This window comes from Geomonas silvestris (genome assembly GCF_014193515.1).
In the GTDB taxonomy this organism is placed as follows: domain Bacteria; phylum Desulfobacterota; class Desulfuromonadia; order Geobacterales; family Geobacteraceae; genus Geomonas; species Geomonas silvestris.
In genome coordinates this window covers 48,980-68,766 of the sequence record NZ_BLXX01000010.1, presented here as the reverse complement: position 1 = coordinate 68,766, position 19,787 = coordinate 48,980, and the positions used below count along the sequence as shown (strand labels likewise).

At 62.3% G+C, this 19,787-nt stretch carries 11 protein-coding genes and 1 riboswitch; of the genes, 4 read left to right on the top strand and 7 right to left on the bottom strand.

Going from position 1 to position 19,787, the window contains the following annotated elements; genetic code table 11:
• Positions 1-209: 209 nt before the first annotated feature.
• The gene (locus GMST_RS15140; RefSeq protein ID WP_183355534.1) at positions 210-665 is read right to left on the bottom strand and encodes a hypothetical protein; all 456 of its coding nucleotides are present in this window, start codon (positions 663-665) and stop codon (positions 210-212) included.
• Between the two features lie 421 nt (positions 666-1,086).
• Between GMST_RS15140 and GMST_RS15135 the strand changes: the two genes are divergently transcribed.
• The 4 genes from GMST_RS15135 (at position 1,087) to GMST_RS15120 (ending at position 13,306) form a co-directional block, all read left to right on the top strand.
• Positions 1,087-1,530 carry a tetratricopeptide repeat protein gene (locus tag GMST_RS15135; RefSeq protein WP_183355533.1) on the top strand — a complete coding sequence of 148 codons (444 nt, stop codon included), beginning with the start codon at positions 1,087-1,089 and terminating at the stop codon, positions 1,528-1,530.
• 619 nt (positions 1,531-2,149) lie between these two features.
• Positions 2,150-2,245, top strand: a riboswitch (cyclic di-GMP riboswitch).
• A 224-nt stretch (positions 2,246-2,469) separates the two neighbouring features.
• Positions 2,470-10,659: an InlB B-repeat-containing protein gene (locus GMST_RS15130; protein WP_183355532.1), complete on the top strand. Its 8,190-nt coding sequence runs from the start codon at positions 2,470-2,472 to the stop codon at positions 10,657-10,659.
• 329 nt (positions 10,660-10,988) lie between these two features.
• Positions 10,989-12,713 (top strand): tetratricopeptide repeat protein, encoded by a 1,725-nt coding sequence (locus GMST_RS15125; protein ID WP_183355531.1) that lies wholly within the window; start codon positions 10,989-10,991, stop codon positions 12,711-12,713.
• Between the two features lie 164 nt (positions 12,714-12,877).
• On the top strand, positions 12,878-13,306 hold the full coding sequence (locus GMST_RS15120; RefSeq protein WP_183355530.1) for an FKBP-type peptidyl-prolyl cis-trans isomerase: 429 nt from the start codon (positions 12,878-12,880) through the stop codon (positions 13,304-13,306).
• A 104-nt stretch (positions 13,307-13,410) separates the two neighbouring features.
• On the opposite strand, the gene GMST_RS15115 is transcribed toward GMST_RS15120, so the two are convergent.
• The 6 genes from GMST_RS15115 to GMST_RS15090 form a co-directional block, all read right to left on the bottom strand.
• Positions 13,411-13,962, bottom strand: coding sequence for a YkgJ family cysteine cluster protein (locus GMST_RS15115; RefSeq protein ID WP_183355529.1), 552 nt, complete (start codon positions 13,960-13,962; stop codon positions 13,411-13,413).
• Between the two features lie 95 nt (positions 13,963-14,057).
• Positions 14,058-14,462 (bottom strand): hypothetical protein, encoded by a 405-nt coding sequence (locus GMST_RS15110; RefSeq protein WP_183355528.1) that lies wholly within the window; start codon positions 14,460-14,462, stop codon positions 14,058-14,060.
• 419 nt (positions 14,463-14,881) lie between these two features.
• Positions 14,882-15,775 carry an SEC-C domain-containing protein gene (locus tag GMST_RS15105; protein WP_183355527.1) on the bottom strand — a complete coding sequence of 298 codons (894 nt, stop codon included), beginning with the start codon at positions 15,773-15,775 and terminating at the stop codon, positions 14,882-14,884.
• Between the two features lie 102 nt (positions 15,776-15,877).
• Positions 15,878-17,020: a glycosyltransferase family 39 protein gene (locus GMST_RS15100; RefSeq protein WP_183355526.1), complete on the bottom strand. Its 1,143-nt coding sequence runs from the start codon at positions 17,018-17,020 to the stop codon at positions 15,878-15,880.
• A complete protein-coding gene (locus GMST_RS15095; RefSeq protein ID WP_183355525.1) occupies positions 17,021-18,754 on the bottom strand; it encodes a tetratricopeptide repeat protein in 1,734 nt (577 codons plus the stop codon).
• Complete coding sequence (locus tag GMST_RS15090; protein WP_198424565.1) at positions 18,751-19,683, bottom strand: glycosyltransferase family 2 protein; 933 nt, start codon at positions 19,681-19,683, stop codon at positions 18,751-18,753. The genes GMST_RS15095 and GMST_RS15090 overlap by 4 nt, the downstream gene beginning before the upstream one ends.
• Positions 19,684-19,787: the final 104 nt, after the last annotated feature.

The following is a 19,787-nucleotide window of genomic DNA, read 5'->3' as shown; positions in this document are numbered from 1 at the left end:
GTGGGGCAAAGAAAGAGCCCCTACCCTCGCAGCAGCTATCCTCAGTCAAGCCGCGGTGATAGGTAGGGGCGCTCGGTCGGCGACCGGAGATTACCCTGGCCGGTTCAGACTACACGGTTACGCGGTTCGTTGCCGTTCGCCGCTGCTACCCAAGCGTTCCCCGGCCCGAGACAGCTCTCCAAACGCGTGACGGCAACCGCCGAAAGCTGCTACTTCTTTTCGAACTGCAACACCGTCATGTCCGCGCGCTTGGGGACGTACATGAAGGTGATGCGGGTCTGCTTCCCTTCCCAGACGTAGGTGGACATGTGGCTCGATTTCGGCCCCTGCTTCCCTTTGCCGTACTGCTTGATGTACTTCTGCAACATGGCGTCGATGCCGGTTTTCTGGACGTACCTGCTGTCGTAGGTGACCGAGACGCTGGTCAGCAGGCCGTCTTTGAACGCGAACATCCGGGATGCGATGGCCTGGTCCGGGTTATCCTGGGTGTAGACCATCTCCTTGTTGTACTCGGTCATTTTCCCTTTGGGATAATCTTCCATGATTTTGTGGAACAGGGTCCCCCAGCGTATCTCTTCGTAGCCGTTGGGAATCGAAGCGGCATAGGAATTGGCCGAGAGTGTCAGCAACATAACAGCAAGGAAACAAAAGACAATTTTCTTCATGATGGACCCTTCCCCTGTGTGGTTTATCTGCCTAAGGCGAGACCATATGTAGCATCAATCGCCGCTTTTTTGAAGCTTTATGTTCCGTGGGGATTTCCGGGGAAGCTCAGAATTAATTTCCACGCAGCACTGCAGGAGGCCCCGCGTTCCCCACGTTGGAAAAGAGGGACAGGGGGGATTCGACTTTATGGCAGCTGTACCGCCCCTGCACAGCTGCCCGTCCTGTGATTATTTCTGTAATTTCTGTGATTTATCCACACTGCACCGTTCCGACGTGTTCAACCGCCACCCTGTCCGAAATATCCCCCACAACCTGCAACATACCAGTTTTTATCATCTTTTTAGGCACAGCAGTTTGGCACCCTTGTTGCTCCAAGAGAGATCGGAGGGTGGTATCCAGCCACCCCGACGGGAGGGTCCTATGAAACGATATCTTATCGGCAGTTTTCTTTGTGCGGCTCTTCTTGCAGCAGGAGCGCATCCGGCCCTGGCAGATCACGAGGCGGGGCTAAGGGCCTACCAGAAGGGAGATTACACCCTTGCCTTCAAGGAGTTTTCCAAGGACGGCAGCGCAGCGTCCCAGTTCATACTCAGCCTGATGTACCAGCAGGGTGACGGCACCCGGCAGGACCTGGAGGCGTCGCTGGCCCTGTTGCACAATGCGGCCGAAAAGGGGTTGGACGTCGCCCAGGCAAGTCTGGGGCTCATGTACCTGGAGGGCGCAGGGGTTAAGGCGAACGAGAAAGAGGGCCTCAAGTGGCTGGCCAGGGCTGCCGACCAGGGGCTCGCCGAGGCCAAATCCGCCCTGACACTGGCCGGGCTGGACTACCCCGCCCTGGGCACTACGCAGTTGGCCGCCAAGTAGAAGCAGAATCTCATGGTGCAGCAATCCCGGCGCGTCCCCCCGACCGCCGGGGCACCAGTTCTGCACACCCAAAGTCTATAACATATTTTAATGAGCCATCAGTCTCTCCCGTCCTGATCAGGAGACCTGACGACGCTCTTCCGGGGGCGCTCCTCCCGCGTCAACCGCGGGCCCGCGTTTCCGCGATCCGGCGGCACTCTCCCCCCCTGCCACCCTCCCTTAAATATCACTCAGCGATATCGCGGACCACTCGAAGGTGTCTGATGGTCTCCGCCTTCCCACCAGGCGCACCGGCTATCTGTGATCACCTTAAGAATTCGGCACGTTAATGGATCACAAGCTTCTTCTAACGGCACCGTGGAGCGGAACAAAGAACACAGTGAAATAGCGTACACCCCTGCGTAATAACGTGCCCCCACACCCACCCCCATTTACAGATCAGCTCCGCGATTTCACCTTTTGTAAACATTACCCAAACTTACAGCCGAACCAGCTAATTCCTATAATCCTGGCACGGTTGCTGCTTAGGCTGACGTCGCAGCAGCTGGATTAGCCGCTTACAGTTCATTAAACTCTTCCAATTGAAGTTATGGGGGGAACAGCACCAGACATAGCTCACTCCGTTCAACGGCAAACCCGGAGCAATCCGGCGACGCAAAGCCATGGATCCACGTCGGCCCCCTCAAGGGGCGGCGGGGACAGCCAGGTTACCGAAGACTGCAGCGGAGTAGGCCCCAGGTCCGCCACGACCTGGAACTGATGAGGCCCATCTCCGTTGATGGGCTTTTTTTTTTGGCCTCATCGCCCCTGCCCCGGTGCCTCCCCGCAAAAAGGCACTGCGGAGGTGGCATTGGCGGAGGGCCGCAACAACCGATCGAGTTTCAGCTTTTTTTCCATACCGACTTGTACTGCTTCATTTTTATTTTCAGGAGGGACTTCATGCACAACCACGGGAGTTGTAACGCTCGAAGACCAAAGGGGAGCCAGTGGTGGTTCTCCACCATCATGCGGCTGGCCGCGCTGCTCGTGCTGGCGGCGTGCCTGGTACCGGTTTCCGAGGCGACGGCCAAGAACTTTGCCCCGCAGCCAAGCGTAACCGCGACACGCTACGCTAACACCATCACCCTGCTTCCCAACGGCCTGGTCCTGATCGCAGGGGGGTACGACAACACCAACTGCCTCAACACGGTCGACATCTACGATCCGGCAACCGGGAACGTCAGCGCAGGCAGGAAGATGAACGCCGCGCGCATGGAGCATACGGCGACCCTGCTCGGCAACGGCAAGGTGCTGATCGCAGGAGGCAGAAACGGGACTGCCGCGGTCAACAGCGCCGAGATCTACGATCCCGCCAACGGCACCTTCACCCCGGTAACGGCCCCTACCCTGGGCCGGGTCGGCCACTCCGCGACACTGCTTCCCGACGGCAGGGTGTTGCTGGCCGGCGGCACCAACAACAACAAGTACATCGCCACCGCTGAAATCTACGACCCGCAAAAAGGTTCCATCACCCAGGTTGCCTCCCTCAACGCCCCCCGCAGCGGCCACACCGCAACCCTCTTGAGAACCGGCAAGGTGCTGCTCGTGGGCGGCATGAACGGCGCGAGCTACACCGGCGACGCGGAGATCTACGACCCCTCCACCGGGAAGTTTTCCGTGGCGGGACGCCTTAACGTGAACCGTATCGCTCATACGACCTCCCTCCTGGAGGACGGCAGGCTGCTGGTCACCGGGGGGCGCAACGAAAGCGGCATCGTCGGCAGCGCCGAGGCCTTCGATCCGGCAACCGGGAGCTTCAGCAGCGTCGGCAACATGGCCTCGGTCCGCGCCGACCACACCTCTACGCTCATGCCGGACGGCGCGGTGCTCATCGCCGGCGGCCGCAACGCCCTGGGGTACCTGAACAGCGCGGAAGTGTACTATCCCGAAACGGCGGCCTTTACCCCGACGGTCAACATGACGACGGTGCGCGACATCAGTTCTGCGGTCCTGCTCCCCAACGGCAAGGTACTGGTGGCCGGAGGGTGGGACGGGACCTCCGCCGCCTCGGGCGCCGAGATCTTCGACCCCGAACTGGTACAGGCGAAGTACCGGCTGCACCTGGTCACCCTGAGCAACAACACGGACGTGGTCAATTTCACCCCGGGGCAGAGCTGCTCCGGCGGTTGCGTGCAGTTCTTCCCGGGCGGCACCCAGGTACGGCTCACTCCGGCGCCGGCCCCCGACTCCACCTTTGTCGGCTGGTCGGGGTGCGATGCGGTACAGGGGAGCGACTGCATCGTGACGATGTCGCGGGACCACCTGGTCAAGCTGAAGACCACCAAGTCCGATACCGGCAACAGCGACGTGAGTTATCCCGTGGTGGCCTTGGCTGGCCCGCACGGCACGATTGCCCCGGCCGGCATTACCATGGTGGATAGGGGCCAGAACATAAGCTTCAGCATCACCCCTGCCAGCGGCTACCACATTGCCGACGTTCTGGTCGACGGCGACAACAGCATGGGTGCCATCTCCTCCTTCACCTTCACCAACGTCAAGAAGGCGCACGCCATCGCGGCGATCTTCGCGCTCAACGACGCAATCACCATTACGGCGAGCGCCGACGCCAACGGGACCATAGCCCCCGCGGGCGCCACGGTCCTTGCCATCGGGGCGAGCCAGAGCTACACCATCACCCCCGCCGCCGGCTTCAAAGTGGCGGACGTCCTGGTCGACAACGTCTCCGTGGGCGCCGTCACCAGCTACACCTTCAGCGATGTCGGCTCCGACCACACCATCAGCGCCAGCTTTACCCCCAATATCTACAGCATCACCGCCACGGCCGGGGCAAACGGCAGCATCTCACCGGCGGGGGTCAGCACCGTCAACCAGGGTAACGGCCAGAACTACAGCATCACCCCGGCGGCCGGGTTCCAGGTGGCGGACGTCCTGGTCGACGGCGCGTCCGTCGGCGCGGTCACGAGCTACAGCTTCTCCAACGTGACCGCAAACCACACCATCGCCGCGAGCTTCGCCCCGATCGTCTACCAGATCAGCGCGAGCGCCGGCGCCAACGGCAGCATCACCCCGGTCGGGGTCACCAACGTGAACAGCGGCGCCGACCAGAGCTTCACCATCACCGCGGCAGCGAACTTCAAGATCGCCGACGTCCTGGTCGACGGTGTCTCCGTCGGGGCGGTCGCCAGCTACAGCTTCACCAACGTGACCGCAAACCACACCATCGCCGCAACCTTCACCCCGATCGTGCACGTCATCACTGCCAGCGCGGGCGCCAACGGCAGCATCACCCCCGCAGGCGCGACCAGCGTCAACAGCGGCACCGACCAGTCCTTCGCGGTAACCGCGGCACCGAACTACAAGATCGCCGACCTCCTGGTCGACGGTGTCTCGGTCGGCCCCCTGGCCAGCTACAGCTTCACCAAGGTCACCGCCAACCACACCATAGCCGCAAGCTTCGCCCCCATCGTCTACGTCATTACCGCGAACGCCGGCGCCAACGGCAGCATCACCCCAGCCGGCCCGAGCAACGTCAACAGCGGCAGCGCCCTCTCCTACAGCATCACCCCGGCAGCCAACTTCAGGGTCGCCGATGTGCTGGTGGACGGGACCTCGGTCGGCCCGGTGACCTCCTACAGCTTCAAAAGCGTCACGATGGACCACACCATCACCGCGAGCTTCACCCCGGTCGTCTTCGTCATCACCGCGAGCGCCGGCGCTAACGGCGGCATCGACAACGCCGGCCCGGTCAACGTGAACAGCGGCAGCAGCCAGACCTACAGCATCACGGCGGCACCCAACTACAAGGTCGCCGACGTCCAGGTAGACGGCGTTTCGGTCGGCGCGGTGTCGAGCTACAGCTTCAGCGACGTGACCGCGAACCACACCATTACCGCCACCTTCACCCCGATCGTCTACGTGGTAACCGCGAGCGCCGGGGCCAACGGCAGCATCGACCCCGCCGGCCCCGTCAACGTGAACAGCGGCACCGGCCAGTCCTTCAGCATCGCCGCCGCGCCCAACTACAAGGTCGCCGACGTCGTGGTGGACGGCGCCTCCGCCGGCCCCGTGTCCAGCTACAGCTTCGCGAACGTCACCGCCGACCACACCATCACCGCGAGCTTCACCCCGATCGTCTACGTGGTGAGCGCCAGCGCCGGGGCCAACGGCAGCATCACCCCGGCAGGCCCCTGCAACGTGAACAGCGGCACCGGCCAGACCTATACCATTACGGCGGCAGTCAACTATAAGATCGCCGACGTCCAGGTGGACGGCGTTTCCGTCGGGGCCGTGGCGAGCTACAGCTTCTCCAACGTGACCGCGAACCACAGCATCGCCGCAACCTTCACCCCGATCGTGCACGTCATCACTGCCAGCGCGGGCGCCAACGGCAGCATCGACCCCGCCGGCCCCGTCAACGTGAACGGCGGCAGCAGCCAGAGCTACACCATCAGCGCAGCGCCCAACTACAAGATCGCCGACGTCCTGGTGGACGGCGTCTCCGTCGGTCCCGAGGCAAGCTACAGCTTCGCCAACGTCACCGGCGACCACACCATCACCGCCACCTTCACCCCCATCGTCTACGTGGTGAGCGCCAGCGCGGGAGCCAACGGCAGCATCACCCCCGCCGGGGCGAGCAACGTGAACAGCGGCACCGGCCTCTCCTACAGCATCGTGCCGGCGGCCAACTACAAGATCGCCGAGGTCGTGGTCGACGGGGTTTCCGTCGGGGCGGTGGCAAGCTACAGCTTTAGCAACGTGACCGCCAACCACACCATAACCGCCACCTTCACCCCGATCGTCTACGCGGTAACCGCCACTTCCGGGGTAAACGGCAGCATCACCCCCGCCGGGGCGAGCAACGTGAACAGCGGCGCCGGGCTCTCCTACAGCATCACGGCAGCACCCAACTACAAGATTGCCGACGTCCTGGTCGACGGGGTCTCCGTCGGGGCCGTGGCGAGCTACAGCTTCTCCAACGTGACCGCCAACCACACCATCGCCGCGAGCTTCGCGCCGATCGTGTACGTCATCAACGCGAGCGCCGGCGCCAACGGGAGCATCGATCCCGCCGGCCCGGTCAACGTGAACAGCGGCACCAGCCAGTCCTACAGCATCACGGCGGCAGCGAACTACAAGATCGCCGACGTCCTCGTGGACGGGGTCTCCGTCGGGGCCGTGCCGAACTACAGCTTCAACAACGTCACCGGCAACCATACCATTGCCGCAAGCTTCACCCCCATCGTGTACCTCGTCAGCGCCAACGCAGGGGCCAACGGGAGCATCTCCCCGGCCGGCGTCACCTCGGTGAACAGCGGCTCGGAGCTGCGCTACACCATCACCCCCAACCGCGGCGCCACTCCGCTCGACAGCTACAAGGTAGCCGACGTCCTGGTCGACGGGACCTCCGTCGGGGCAGTCACCAGCTACAGCTTCTCCAACGTGACCGCGAACCACAACATCACCGCATCCTTCGCGCCGCTTGCCGAGAGCGTCGACTACTACATCGTCAGCGCCAGCGCCGGCGTGGGCGGCAGCATCAGCGCTTCCGGCGAAACGGTACTCTTCCCCGGCGAGAACAGCCCGGTCTACGCCATCGCCCCGTCGACCGGATACCAGATCGCGCAGGTGCTCGTTGACGGCCAGCCGATGGGCAAGATCACCAGCTACAGCTTCGCCGCGGTCTCGGCGAACCACACCATCACCGCGTCCTTCACCCCGATCCGCTTCGACCTGAGCGCCAGCGCAGGGGCAAACGGCAGCGTCACCCCCGCCGGCGTCACCGGCGTGGACTACGGCACCGGCCAGTCCTATGTCATCACCCCGGCCACCGGCTTCAAGGTGGCGGACGTCCTGGTCGACGGCTCCTCGGTCGGCGCCGTCAGCAGCTACCGCTTCAACAGCGTCACCGCAAACCACAGCATCAGTGCAACCTTCACCCCGATCGTGTACCTCCTCAACGCCAGCGCCGGCGCGAACGGCAGCATCGCCCCGGCAGGCCAGTTAAGCGTGAACTACGGTACCAGCCAGGCCTACGTCATCACCCCCGCCACCGGCTTCAAAGTGGCAGATGTCCAGCTCGACGGAACCTCCGTCGGCGCCGTCACCGGCTACACCCTGAGCGAGGTCACCGCGAACCACAGCATCGCCGCGACCTTCACCCCGATCGAGTACCTGATCAATGCCAGCGCAGGTCCCAACGGCAGCATCACCCCGCAGGGACCGGCCAGCGTGAACTACGGCACTAACCAGAGCTACAGCATCGTCCCGGCAGCAGGGTACAAGGTGGCGGACGTCCTGGTGGACGGCGTCTCCGTCGGTGCCGTGACCGCGTACAACTTCAGCGGCGTAACCGGAAACCACGCCATCGCCGCAAGCTTCACCCAGATCACCTTCGACCTGATCGCCACCGCCGGCGCCAACGGCAGCATCACCCCGGCAGGCGTCACCAGCGTAGTGACCGGCGCGAGGCAGACCTACAGCATCACCCCTGCCGCCGGCTTCAAGGTGGCCGATGTCCTGGTGGACGGCGTCTCGGTCGGCAAGGTGACCAGCTACACCTTCAGCGCGGTCGCCGCAGGGCACAGCATCGTTGCGGCCTTCACGCCGATCACCTACGACCTCAGCGCCAGCGCAGGGACCGGCGGGAGCATCGACCCGGCCGGGATCACCACGGTGAACAGCGGCGCGGGCCAGACCTACACCATCACCCCCAACGCGGGGTACAAGCTCTCCGACGTCCAGGTCGACGGCGTTTCCGTCGGCAAGGTGACGAGCTACAGCTTCAGCTCGGTGACGGCAAACCACACCATCAGCGCCTCCTTCGCCCCGCTCGTCGTCAACGTGGACTACTTCGTCATCAGCGTCACCCCGCCGGTCAACGGGACCATCACCCCGGCTGGCGACACCAACGTCCTTGCGGGTGCCAACAGCCCGCTCTACACCATCACCCCGGCGGTCGGCTACGTCATCTCTTCCGTAGGCGACAACGGCGCACTGCTCGTGCGTCCCCCCGCAGGGCCGTACACCTACACCTTCCAAAACGTCAGCAAGGCGCACGTCCTGAGCGCGTCCTTCCGGCAGGCGACCTACGCCATCACGCCGGTCATCGGCGCCAACGGCACCATGTCGCCCTCCAGCACGGTGTACCCGACCTACGGCGCCAACCAGTACTGCAGCTTCACCGCAAGCGCCGGCTACCACGTGGCCGACGTCCTTTTGGACGGGGTATCCCTCGGCCCGGTCGCCAACTACACCATCACCAACATAACCGCCCCGCACACCATCGAGGTCCGCTTCGAGGCCAACGTCTCGGTCACCGTGACCGCCAGCGCCGGGGATAACGGCAGCATCACCCCGGCAGGTGTCACCACCGTACTGAGCGGCACCAACCTGACCTACACCATGACCCCTGCGGCCGGCTACCGCGTCGCCGACGTCGTGGTGGACGGGGTATCCAAGGGAGCTCTGAGCAGCTACACCTTCTCGAAGATCTCCTCGGTGAACCACACCATCTCCGCGACCTTCACGCTGGATGTCTACAGCATCACCGCCTCCGTGGGGGCAAACGGCAGCATCGACCGTCCGGGGGTAACCGGCAACATCGCCCCAGGCAGCACCCTGGTCTACAACTTCACCCCGGCGACCGGGTACAAGGTGGCCAACGTCGTGGTCGACGGCGCCTCCAAGGGGAGCCTGACCAGCTACACCTTCAGCTCCATCATGGCGAACCACACCATCGCCGTGAGCTTCACCCCGATAACCTTCACCATCACCCAGTCGGCAGGGGTGGGCGGCACCAACTATCCCAACTCGGTCGCCTACGTAGCCTACGGCACCAGCGCGACCTACAGCATCGTCGCCAGCCCCGGTTACCACGTGGCCGATGTGCTGGTCGACGGCGTCTCGGTAGGCGCGATAACCAGTTACACCTTCACGAACGTCCTGGCCGACCACAGCATCGCGTCGGTCTTCGCCGAGAACCCGACCGTCACGGTCACCGCCAGCGCGGGCCCCAACGGCAGCATCAGCCCGTCCGGCGCCATCTCGGTCCTGGCAGGGAAGAGCCTGACCTTCACCATGACCGCCGATCCCGCCTACCGCGTGGCCGACATCGTGGTGGACGGCGTCTCCAAAGGTCCCGCAACCAGCTACACCTTGAGCAACATCTCGGCTACCGACCACACCGTCCACGTCACCTTCATGCTCGACGCCTACACCATCAAAACCAGCGTCGGGCCGGGCGGGAGCATCACCCCGTCGGCGGACGTGAGCGTCGCCAAGGGAGGCGACAGCCCGGTGTACACCGTGACTCCGGCTACCGGCTACCAGATCGTGACGGTGGGCGACAACGGCAAGCTGCTGGCCAAAAACCCCAGCGCCCCGTACAGCACCTCCTTCACCAACGTGACGGCCGACCACACCCTGAGCGCGAGCTTCCGGCTGATCACCTACACCCTCACCCCCATCGTCGGCGCCAACGGGAGCATGACCCCGTACAACCCGGTGTTCCCGACCTACGGTTCGAGCTACTATGTCGCCATCACGCCGAACCCGGGCTACCACGTAGCCGACGTACTGGTTGACGGGGTATCCGTCGGAGCGGTGACGAGCTACACCTTCAGCAACATAACGGCGGACCACACCATCGAGTCGCAGTTCGCGCCGAACCCGGCGGTGACCGTCACCGCAACTGCCGGCCCCAACGGCACGATCGATCCGGCGGGGGTCAGTACGGCATACACCGGCAGCAGCCTGACCTACACCATGACCCCGGCAGCCGGTTATCGGGTGGCGGACGTGCTGGTGGACGGCGTGTCCAAGGGGGCACTGACCAGCTACACCTTCGCGAAGATTTCCGGGACGAGCCACACCATCAGCGTCACCTTTACCCCGGACGTGTACACCATCGTCTCCACCAACGAAGCAAACGGCAGCATCGACCCGCTGGGAACCACCATGATAACCGCCGGCGACACCATCACCTACACCATCACCCCGGCAGACGGCTACAAGGTGCTGAACGTAGCGGTTGACGGAATTTACATCGGCCCGGTAACCAGCTACACCTTCAACTCGGTAGCGGGAGATCACACCATAACCCCTTCGTTCGCACTCATCCAGGTGCCGTAACCCGCAGCTGAGGCAACTCCGCAGCAACCGGTAACATGAAAGAAGGGCTCACCTGCAAAAGCGTGAGCCCTTCTTTTTTTCCTCGCCATGGATTTCGGAGCTAGACCTAGGGGCGAATGATCATTCGCCCGGCGCGCCGGCAGGGCCTAACACACGCCCCTAGCACCTGACACCGCTTCAAGGTGTCCAAGTGGCTGATACCATTTTAAGATTGTGCAGCAGTAACGGTTTATGCTAAGTAAGTTCTGCCGTTGCAGGTACCTTGACACCTCGCGCCCAGGATTCTGCGCCCCCTGCACAGCGCCGCCCGCCTGAAAGGAACAAGAAGCATGAACGTGCTTAAGCAGGACCGACAAGCAGCGCCCTACCTGCCGACCTGGGTTGTCGTGGCCCTGCTTACCGTGGCAAACCTGGCGGTCTTCTTCCAGGTCCGTCATTTCGGCTTCGTCAATCTGGACGACAGCATCTATGTTTACCAAAATGCCATGACCCTTAAGGGGCTTACGGCTGCGGGCGCCAAGTGGGCCTTCAGCGGTTTCCACGCCTCGAACTGGCACCCGCTGACCTGGCTTTCTCACATGCTGGACGTCTCCCTGTTCGGCCCCGCGCCCGGTCCGCAACATCTGGTCAACCTGCTTTTTCACGCCGTCAACTGCGGGGTTCTCTTTGTGTTGCTGCGGCGGCTTTTTAAGGACACCTGGCGCAGCGTCCTCGTCGCAGCCCTTTTCGCCATTCACCCCCTGCACGTCGAGTCGGTGGCCTGGATCTCGGAACGAAAAGACGTCCTGAGCGCCCTCTTCTTCCTGCTCTGCCTCAACTCCTATGTGACCTTTTCCCGCACCGAGTCGTACCGCAGCTACCTCGCCAGTATCGGCTTCTTCGCCCTGGGCATCCTCAGTAAGCCAATGGTGATCACGCTCCCGGTGGTCCTTTTGATCCTCGACTGGTGGCCGCTCGATTCCGCAGCCACCCCGGCGCAGGAAACGCAGCACGGTCGCTACCGGCGCCTGATCCTGACGAAGCTGCCGTTTCTGCTTATCTCCGCGGCGACGGCTATCGTCACCTTCCTGGCACAGGCTTCCGGCGGCGGGGCGAGCGCCATGTCGCCGATCCCCCTGGTGCCCCGCCTGACCAACGCGGCGATCGCGGTCATCGGATACCTGCAGAAAACGCTCTGGCCGGTGTCGCTCGCCTCCTTTTACCCCCACCCCGCTACGGTCAGCCCGGACCTCCCCCTGGGTCGTCTGGCAGTCGCGGTTTGCTGCCTGCTCCTCATCTCCTATTTCTGCATCCGGGAGAGGCGCCGCCGCCCCTATCTGCTCTGGGGATGGATCTGGTACCTGGTGATGCTCTTGCCGGTCATCGGGATCATCCAGGTTGGCGGGCAGGCAATGGCGGATCGCTACAGCTACCTTCCCCTCATCGGCGTCTTCGTCAGCCTGGTATTCGGGGGAGCAGAACTGGTCGAGCGCGTGCGCCTGCCGCATTGGGCAACCTTGGCGGCGGCAGGAATACTGGTGAGCGTTTTGGCAGTCGTGGCGCACCAGCAGGCAGGCTACTGGCGGGACAGCGTCACGCTCCACGAGCGCTCGCTAGCGGTAACGGAGCGGAACTGGAAGGCGTGGCAGGGACTCGCGGACGCCAAGATCGAGGCGGGATCGTTCGACGACGCGATCGCGGCCGGAGAGCAGGCCACCCGGATCCTGCCGACCTTCCCCGAGGGGTGGCAGACCATGGGGATCGCCTATGCCAGCAAGGGGGACTATGGCAAGGCGGTGGCGTGCTTCAAGCGCGCGCTGGAACTCCGCCCGGACTACTTCAACGCCATCTCCAACCTGGGATCGGTAGCGGGGAACCTGGGCGATTTTCGCCAGGCGGCGGACTATTTCCGGCAGGCGCTGCGGATCAAGCCCGGGGATCCTGAGACCATGTACTACCTCGGCATGTCGCTCTTCAGAGCCGGAGATACCGCCGGCGCAAACGAGATGTACCGGATGCTCTCCGGAGTCGACGAGAAGATGGCGCAGAAGATGCTCGCCAAGTTTGCCCGTTGAGAAGAGCCTTGCAGGTACCAGGCAGCTGCCGCCAAAGGTAGTTGCTGCCGCAGATCTGGTTACGGCACGGTGCTCCGCAGGCAACGCCATCTAAGGATGACGCTGCAGCGTTACCGATGACAGTATGGATGGGCCCATCACCATTTTGAAAACGAGGAGCAGGTATGAAAAAGATTTGTGTTGCTATCGCGCTGGCTCTCGCAATCCCGGGTCTTGCTGCGGGAAATGACGTCATCGACAAAGCCGCCAAGGAAAAAGGGGCCGTCAAGACTGCCTCCGGGCTGGTGTACATCCCCGTCAAGGAGGGGAGCGGCGATTCGCCCAAGGCCTCCAGCGTCGTCGGGGTCAACTACCGCGGCACGCTGCCCAACGGCAAGGTGTTCGACAGCTCCTACGAGAGCAAAATGATTCCCACGTTCCCGCTCTCGGGGGTCATCCCCTGCTGGACCGAGGGGGTACAGATGATGAAGGTCGGCGGCAAGGCAAAGCTGGTCTGCCCGCCCGATCTGGCCTACGGCAGCCGCGGCGCAGGCCGGGACATCCCCCCCAACTCTACGCTCATCTTCGAGGTCGAACTGCTCAACATCCAGTAACAGGGGGGCAAGATTCCTGCTCCAACGCAAAAAGGTCCCGGCAACACGTTTGCCGAGACCTTTTTTTGTGCTCCTTCCGTAAAGCCTGGGCCGTAAGCCCGGCCTTACTCGAAGAGATCTCTTATATCGTACACCGGCTTGCGCCCGTTGAGCTTCACCAGGATTTCGTTCAGCTTGGCGTAGAAGTAGACAGAGTACCGGCCGTCGCTGCTGCCGTAGATGTAATGAGGTTCGCCCGTTTTACAAAATTCGGGATCGTCGAGGGTAAAGAGGGTCCGGCAGTTAAAGGGACGGAAGGAATAGATGGTACAGGCCCCTTCCGCGTTCAAAAAGGGGCACGGTTTCAGCTCACGTTGTGAGGCGCTGGACCCGGCCTGTTTCCTCACCCTGCCGGTATTCTCCTCGATCAGCTTCGCTTCCAGGTCCGTGAGCCCCACCTGGTTCTGGCAGCAGTACGAACAACCTTCGCCGCATACCGTGAACGTGGAGACGTACTCGGAAAACCTGTCCATGAACTGGTAGATCTTCCGCAACTTCAGGGTAGCCCGTTCGTTCACCGTGTCCAGTTGCTTCATCAAAGCGGCAAACTCGACGAAAAACTCGTCGGGCACCTTGGGGATCGGGAACTCCTGCTGCTCGCTGTCGCCTGTTGTCATGGTGCTCACTTTGATACTCTTGGCAAAACATCCGATAACGTAATGGACCAGCACATGGCATTACTGCTTCTGCGACAGATCGGCCTTGACCCGCTTCAGTTCAGGGAACCGGAATTAACCTCATTTCCTGTCTTGGTGACTCTCGTTTTAAGCTTCTGCCTCTCCGCATAATACGGCTCATCCGTACTGCCGTCCTTTTTCACGAATCTCTCGTTGATCCCGTATTCGCCGAAGGAATTCTTCGTTGCGTACCTCAACAAATAGGTATCGTACTTACGGTAATCTTCGTCTTTGACGACCTTTTCAAAGCTCAGGAACCTTGCGCTTTCCGGGTCAGGCAAGGTCTTGCGTACACCATCGAAAGCAACCTGCCCCGGGTCATGCCGGAACCTTCTATAGGTTTCCCACGCCGAATTCGCGCATTCCTCTGGCAGAAACAAAGAGAGGGCCACGGCCATGAAAACCAGTCCAAAACATCCTCGCAGAATCACCCTTGTCATGTTGTTGATACCTTCTCGAGTGCCCCCCAACTGGGCGTGCATAACAAATAAAACATAAATATTGTATTTTTATAATCCACCTATTCTTAACTTGCAAGTACTTTAATAATAAAAAGCGTATACTTTAAAGCTGCCTCAAAGGATGTGATACAGATAGGATCTGGCTTGGTTGTACTACGTCAATAGCCGAGAGAACAGTACAGCTTCTTTAACAGTCCGCTCCGCACTATCTACTGTGTCTCGGGGTGTTAAGTCTTGCTGTTTGGGTAAGGAGGGAAATACTGCAAGGGTATCTGACAGGGGATCCGCTTGGTTCTCCGACACGAACCAAGCGGATCCTGGAGGTAACAGCTGGGGCAGGCTTGATTCCAGGACGGAGTCAACCGGGGTATGCATGAATGCTTTACAATATCTCTTCGCTAATCTTTAAAGATCTCGGCGAGTTCGGGCATATCGGGCTGCAGTTCCCGCGTCTTTTCGAAACAGGCCATCGCCTTCTCCTCCAGCCCTTGCGCCTTGAAGGCGTTCCCCAGGTTGTAATGCGCCTGCGCGAAGCCGGGGGTGAGGGAGAGGGCTTCCTGGTAGTGGGCTATGGCACCATCGAGGTCTCCCTTTTTGCTCAGGGTGAACCCCAGGTTGTTATGGGCTTTCGCGTAGCCGGGGTTCACCTTGAGGGCCGACTGAAGCGACGCGACGGCCTTGTCGAGTTGATCCAGTTTCAGGTAAACCGTCCCCAGGTTGAAGTGCGCCTCGCCAAAATCGGGCTTCACCTTAAGTGCCTGCTCGTAGCAGACCGCGGCTTCGTTGAGCTCGCCCAGGTTGTTGAACAGGTTGCCCAGGTTGAACTGGTCCAGCGGGGTGTTGGCGATGAGCTCCCTGATGCTCTGGAAGCACTCCTGCGCCTTTTCCGGCATATCCAGGGAGTTGTAGATGGATCCGATCCGGATGCGGTAGTTGTAGTTGTTGGGGTCGGCGTTCAGGCACTTTTCCAGATACTCCACGGCCTGGTCCTTGTCCCCTTTGGCCTGGCCTATCAGGGCGAGGGCGAAAAGGGCATCCTGGTGCTCCGGCTCGAGCAGGAGCACGTTGTGGTAGATCTTCTCGGCAAGGGGGAAGCGGCTGGCCTTTTGATGCTCGACCGCCAGCACGATCGCCTTAGCTACCGAAACGGGCTCGCTCGGGTGGATCCCGCACGCATCGCGCAGGGCAGCGAGCGCCGCGAACCTCCGGGCCTCGAGTTCGGGCAAGCAGCACGACTTGTATTTCTTACCGCTGCCGCAGGGACATTTATCATTGCGAGTTATCTTGGTCATTTTCCCCTCTCACGTTAACTGCATGGAATTGAATACGGCAACTGCACCTAAACCGTCGAATCTCTTACATTAGATCCTCCCCCCGGCGCGGCGGGGAGTTTATCAGGCGACCCACCTGTTCGAGGCGTGCAGCAAAACGCCGGCGACCTGAAGGATAGAGCAAGGAACCAGATAGAACAACACCGTTTTTCCCCTCAGCGTGAGCGCCAGGTAGACGAAAATGGGGAACACGATGACGAGGTAACGCACGTACGAGGTGAGGCTGCCGGTCAGGGCCGGAACCAGGCCGGTAATCAAGAGGTAGGCGAACTGGGTCTTGTCCAGTTTCCGGTAGGAGAGCGCCGCGATCACGGCGTAGACCACGAAGAACACCCGGTTCACGATGCTCGTGGTGAAGCCGTTCAAGGTGAACTCCGTGTAGACGAAGTTGGAGAGAAACCAGTTCACCGGATGCAGCATGTTGAGCAGCGAGTTGCTTGCCTGGAATACCTTCTGGGCGTCGAAGCCGGCAAAGGCGTCGCCGGTCGCGAGCAGCATCACCAAGAGGTAGCTCCCGTACCCCGCCAGGAATCCGAACGGTACCAGCAGCTTCTTGGGGTCGAGTTTCCCTTGGGCGCGCAGCTCGAAAAACAGGGCGACGAGCACCGGGACGACGACCAGTATCCCGGTGGGGCGGGTCAAGGGGAGCAGGAAGGCACAGGCGAGCGCCGGCGCGCTCCGGTTCTCCTTCAGATAGTAAAGGAGCATGGTCGCCAGCATGAGGAAGACCGACTCGGTGTACACCAGGCCGATGTAAAAACTGGTCGGGAAGGCGAGCAGGATGAGGCAGCTCCGGAAGGCGACCTCCTCGTCGTGCGTCGTTGCCACCAGCCGGAAAAGGTACACCACCGAGAGGACCGTGCAGAGCGTGGAGACCGCGAGTCCCGCAACCAGGTTGTGCCCCAGGGCGAGGTACCCCGCCACCCGGATCAGGAAGGGGAGTAGCGGGTAGAAGGCGTTGCCGATGTGGAACGGGGAGTACCAGTTGTCGGCCAGGTAGAGGTAGTGGTTGGCATCCCAGGTTTTGAAGGCGGAGGCCCAGTAGGCCGGTTCGCCGATCGGGTACACGAAGTTCACGTCGTGCCCGGTGAAAGAAAACGGCACGAGGTACGTGCTCGCGCCTATCAGGCCGAGTACGGCGAGCTTGACCAGCAAGGTGATCACGACGAGCTTCTTGACGCGAGGATTCAGGGCCCTTCCGATCACTTATCTGCTCCTTTGCTTCACGGCGTAGGCTTCGGCCAGCGCGGCACGGTAGGCGGGTTCGTTGGGGTTCAGGCGCAGCGCCGCCTCGAACTGCGCGAGCGCCGGGTCTATCCTGCCGGTGTCGCGGTAGACCAACCCCAGGTTGAAGTGGCTGTCGGCCTGGGCAGGGTCGAGGCGCACGGCAGCTTCCAGGTGCACGATGGACTGCCCGAAGTTTCCAAGCTCCGCGTAGAGTGAACCGAGATCGTTGTGGGCCATCGGGTTCGCCGGTTCCAGGGTGACCGCCTTCTCGTACTGGCGGGCCGCCTCGGTTTTGTCTCCGGCTTCGTAGTAGGCGTTCCCCAGGTGCCGGAAGTACTCGGTGTGCGGGTCCAGTTCCGCCGCCTGGCGCAGTTGGGCGATCGCCTCCGGCAGCCTCCCCATCACCCTGAGCGCCTCGCCCAGGTTGTTGTGCACCACGGCGTTGCCCGGGGATTTCAACACGGTGTCGGACCACAGGGTGTAGTTGTCCTTCCAGACGGCGTTGCGCCGGACGGTTCCGGCCAGGTAGCAGCAGGCGACCACGGCCAGGGCGACCTGCAGCGTCCGGAGCAGCTTCGGCTGCCGCGCGTACCGGGCCAAAAGGCCCGCGAGGACCAGGACCGCGCCGACCGAGGGGAGGTAGAGGTAGCGTTCGGCGAACGGGTACGGAATAGCGCGGATGTAGAAGGCCGGAAGCAGCGGAACCACGGTCAGCACCACCCCGAAGGCGACCGTCTTCGACCTCCGGGCGCCGGCCGGGCAAAGCCACGCCGCAGCCGCCACGGCGCCGACGGAAAGGTAGGCGCGCGGTTCGGCGAGCGACTTCACCGGGTGGAACTCGTACATGGCGTTGAGGTCCACCGGCAGCAGCAGCTTGAAACCGTACTGGACGGCAAGCGGGAAGATGTTGAGGATCAACTGGAAACCCGAGAGGTCGGGATGCCGGTTGATGGGGGCGAAGGCGCCGAGCACGCTCCCCCGGACCGCCAGGTAGGCCAGGGCAACGACCAGGTAGGGGGCGTGGCGCGCCGCCAACCTGGCCAAGGGCGCCCGCCGCTGCGCGAGGAGGAAATCGCCGGCAATAAGTACCAGCGGCAGCGTGATGCCGATCTCCTTGGAAAGGAGCGCCAGGCCGAACAACCCCGCCGGAACGAGGTTGAAGTACCAGGGGCGCTCGGCAAAGCGCAGGTGCAGGTAGAGCGCCGAGACGTAGCTGACGGTCAGGAGCAGGTCGGTCACGCTCATGACCGGCGCCACGACCTCGGTGTGGATCGGGTGGACCGCGAAGATGAGCGCCGCCGCCAGCGCCGGGAAGGAGTACGCCCCGGAAGGCGCGCCGGCAGTCTCCCTGGAGAGCACGGTCTCGGCAAGGAGGTAGACCAGGAGGGTCGCCACCGCGTGCAAGAGGAGGTTTATGGCATGGTAGCCCCAGGCCGCGAGGCCAAAGAGGTGGTACCCCACCAGGTAGGCCACGTGCAAAAGCGGCCGGTAGTAGTTGGAGATGGAACTTCCCTTGAAGCCCCAGACCTCGCTCGAGAAGATGGCGGGGAGGTTGCGGAAGTCCCGGATCCACGGGTTCTTGAGCACCTGGAACTCGTCGTCGTAGACGAACCCGTTGGCCAGCGTGTTCGCGTAGGCGAGGCAGGCGGCCGCGACGAGGATCAGGGCGAGGACCAGACGGGGGCGGAGGGTGGCATGCGCCGTTGAGCTCATGCGTCCTCACCCCGGTCGATGTTCCTGGTGTCGCCCACCCAGTAGAGCGGCCTTCCCTGGGACTGCTCGAAGGACCTGCCGACGTACGAGCCGATGATGCCGATACTGAAGAGGATGATGCCGTTGTAGAAGGTCATCAGGATGATGATCGAGGTCCAGCCGGGGACCGTCACCTTGAAGACGAAGTGATCGAGGAGCGCCTTGATGAGGTAGATGAGGCTTATCCCCCAAAGGGTGAAGGACGCCCAGGTGATGAACCGGATGGGGCTTGAGGAAAAACTGAGGACGGCGTTGATGGCCAGGCTCAGCATCTTGCGGAACGGGTACTTGGTCTCGCCTGCGTAGCGGCGGTCCCGGTCGTACTGGATGATGCACTGCCTGAAGCCGATGATGGCGAAGATGCCGCGCATGAAGCGGTGGCGCTCCCGGAACGTGCGCACCACCTTGAGCACCTTGCTATTGAAGGCGCGGAAATCGCCGCAGTTGTCGACGATCTCCCGGGTGGAGAACCGGCGCATCAGCTTGTAGAAAAGCCAGGCGGTGGCGAGCTTGAACGGGCTCTCGCCGTCGCGCCGCTTGCGCTGGGCGTGCACCAGGTCGAACCCCTCCTCCAGCTTCGCCAGCATGCCGGGGATCTCTTCGGGGGGGTCCTGCAGGTCGGCATCGATGATGACCACCAGGTCGCCGCCGGCGAAATCCATCCCCGCGGTGATCGCGATCTGGTGCCCCATGTTGCGGGCCAGGTGCACGACCTTCACCCGAGCGTCGCGCTCGGAGAGCTCGTTCAGCCGCAGGGCGGTATCGTCCCGGCTCCCGTCGTTGACAAAGATGATCTCGAAGTCGTACGTTCCAGCCCGGTCGGCGACCCCGGTCATTCTCCGGTAAAACTCAGCGATCGTTTCACGCTCGTTGTAGCACGGTACTATCACGCTGACCGTTTGCTTGCACCCGCCAGTAGTCACCTTCGGCCTCGCACCAGGTTTAGTGGGCAACGCAGGCGAATCGGATATCGCCCTGTCTGCCCTGCAACAAT

What these genes read in the sequence shown, in the direction of transcription:
- GMST_RS15140 (WP_183355534.1), bottom strand. Translation starts at nt 665, where the DNA reads ATGAAGAAAATTGTCTTTTGTTTCCTTGCTGTTATGTTGCTGACACTC.
- GMST_RS15135 (WP_183355533.1), top strand. Translation starts at nt 1,087, where the DNA reads ATGAAACGATATCTTATCGGCAGTTTTCTTTGTGCGGCTCTTCTTGCA.
- GMST_RS15125 (WP_183355531.1), top strand. Translation starts at nt 10,989, where the DNA reads ATGAACGTGCTTAAGCAGGACCGACAAGCAGCGCCCTACCTGCCGACC.
- GMST_RS15120 (WP_183355530.1), top strand. Translation starts at nt 12,878, where the DNA reads ATGAAAAAGATTTGTGTTGCTATCGCGCTGGCTCTCGCAATCCCGGGT.
- GMST_RS15095 (WP_183355525.1), bottom strand. Translation starts at nt 18,754, where the DNA reads ATGAGCTCAACGGCGCATGCCACCCTCCGCCCCCGTCTGGTCCTCGCC.
- GMST_RS15110 (WP_183355528.1), bottom strand. Translation starts at nt 14,462, where the DNA reads ATGACAAGGGTGATTCTGCGAGGATGTTTTGGACTGGTTTTCATGGCC.
- GMST_RS15105 (WP_183355527.1), bottom strand. Translation starts at nt 15,775, where the DNA reads ATGACCAAGATAACTCGCAATGATAAATGTCCCTGCGGCAGCGGTAAG.
- GMST_RS15115 (WP_183355529.1), bottom strand. Translation starts at nt 13,962, where the DNA reads ATGACAACAGGCGACAGCGAGCAGCAGGAGTTCCCGATCCCCAAGGTG.
- GMST_RS15130 (WP_183355532.1), top strand. Translation starts at nt 2,470, where the DNA reads ATGCACAACCACGGGAGTTGTAACGCTCGAAGACCAAAGGGGAGCCAG.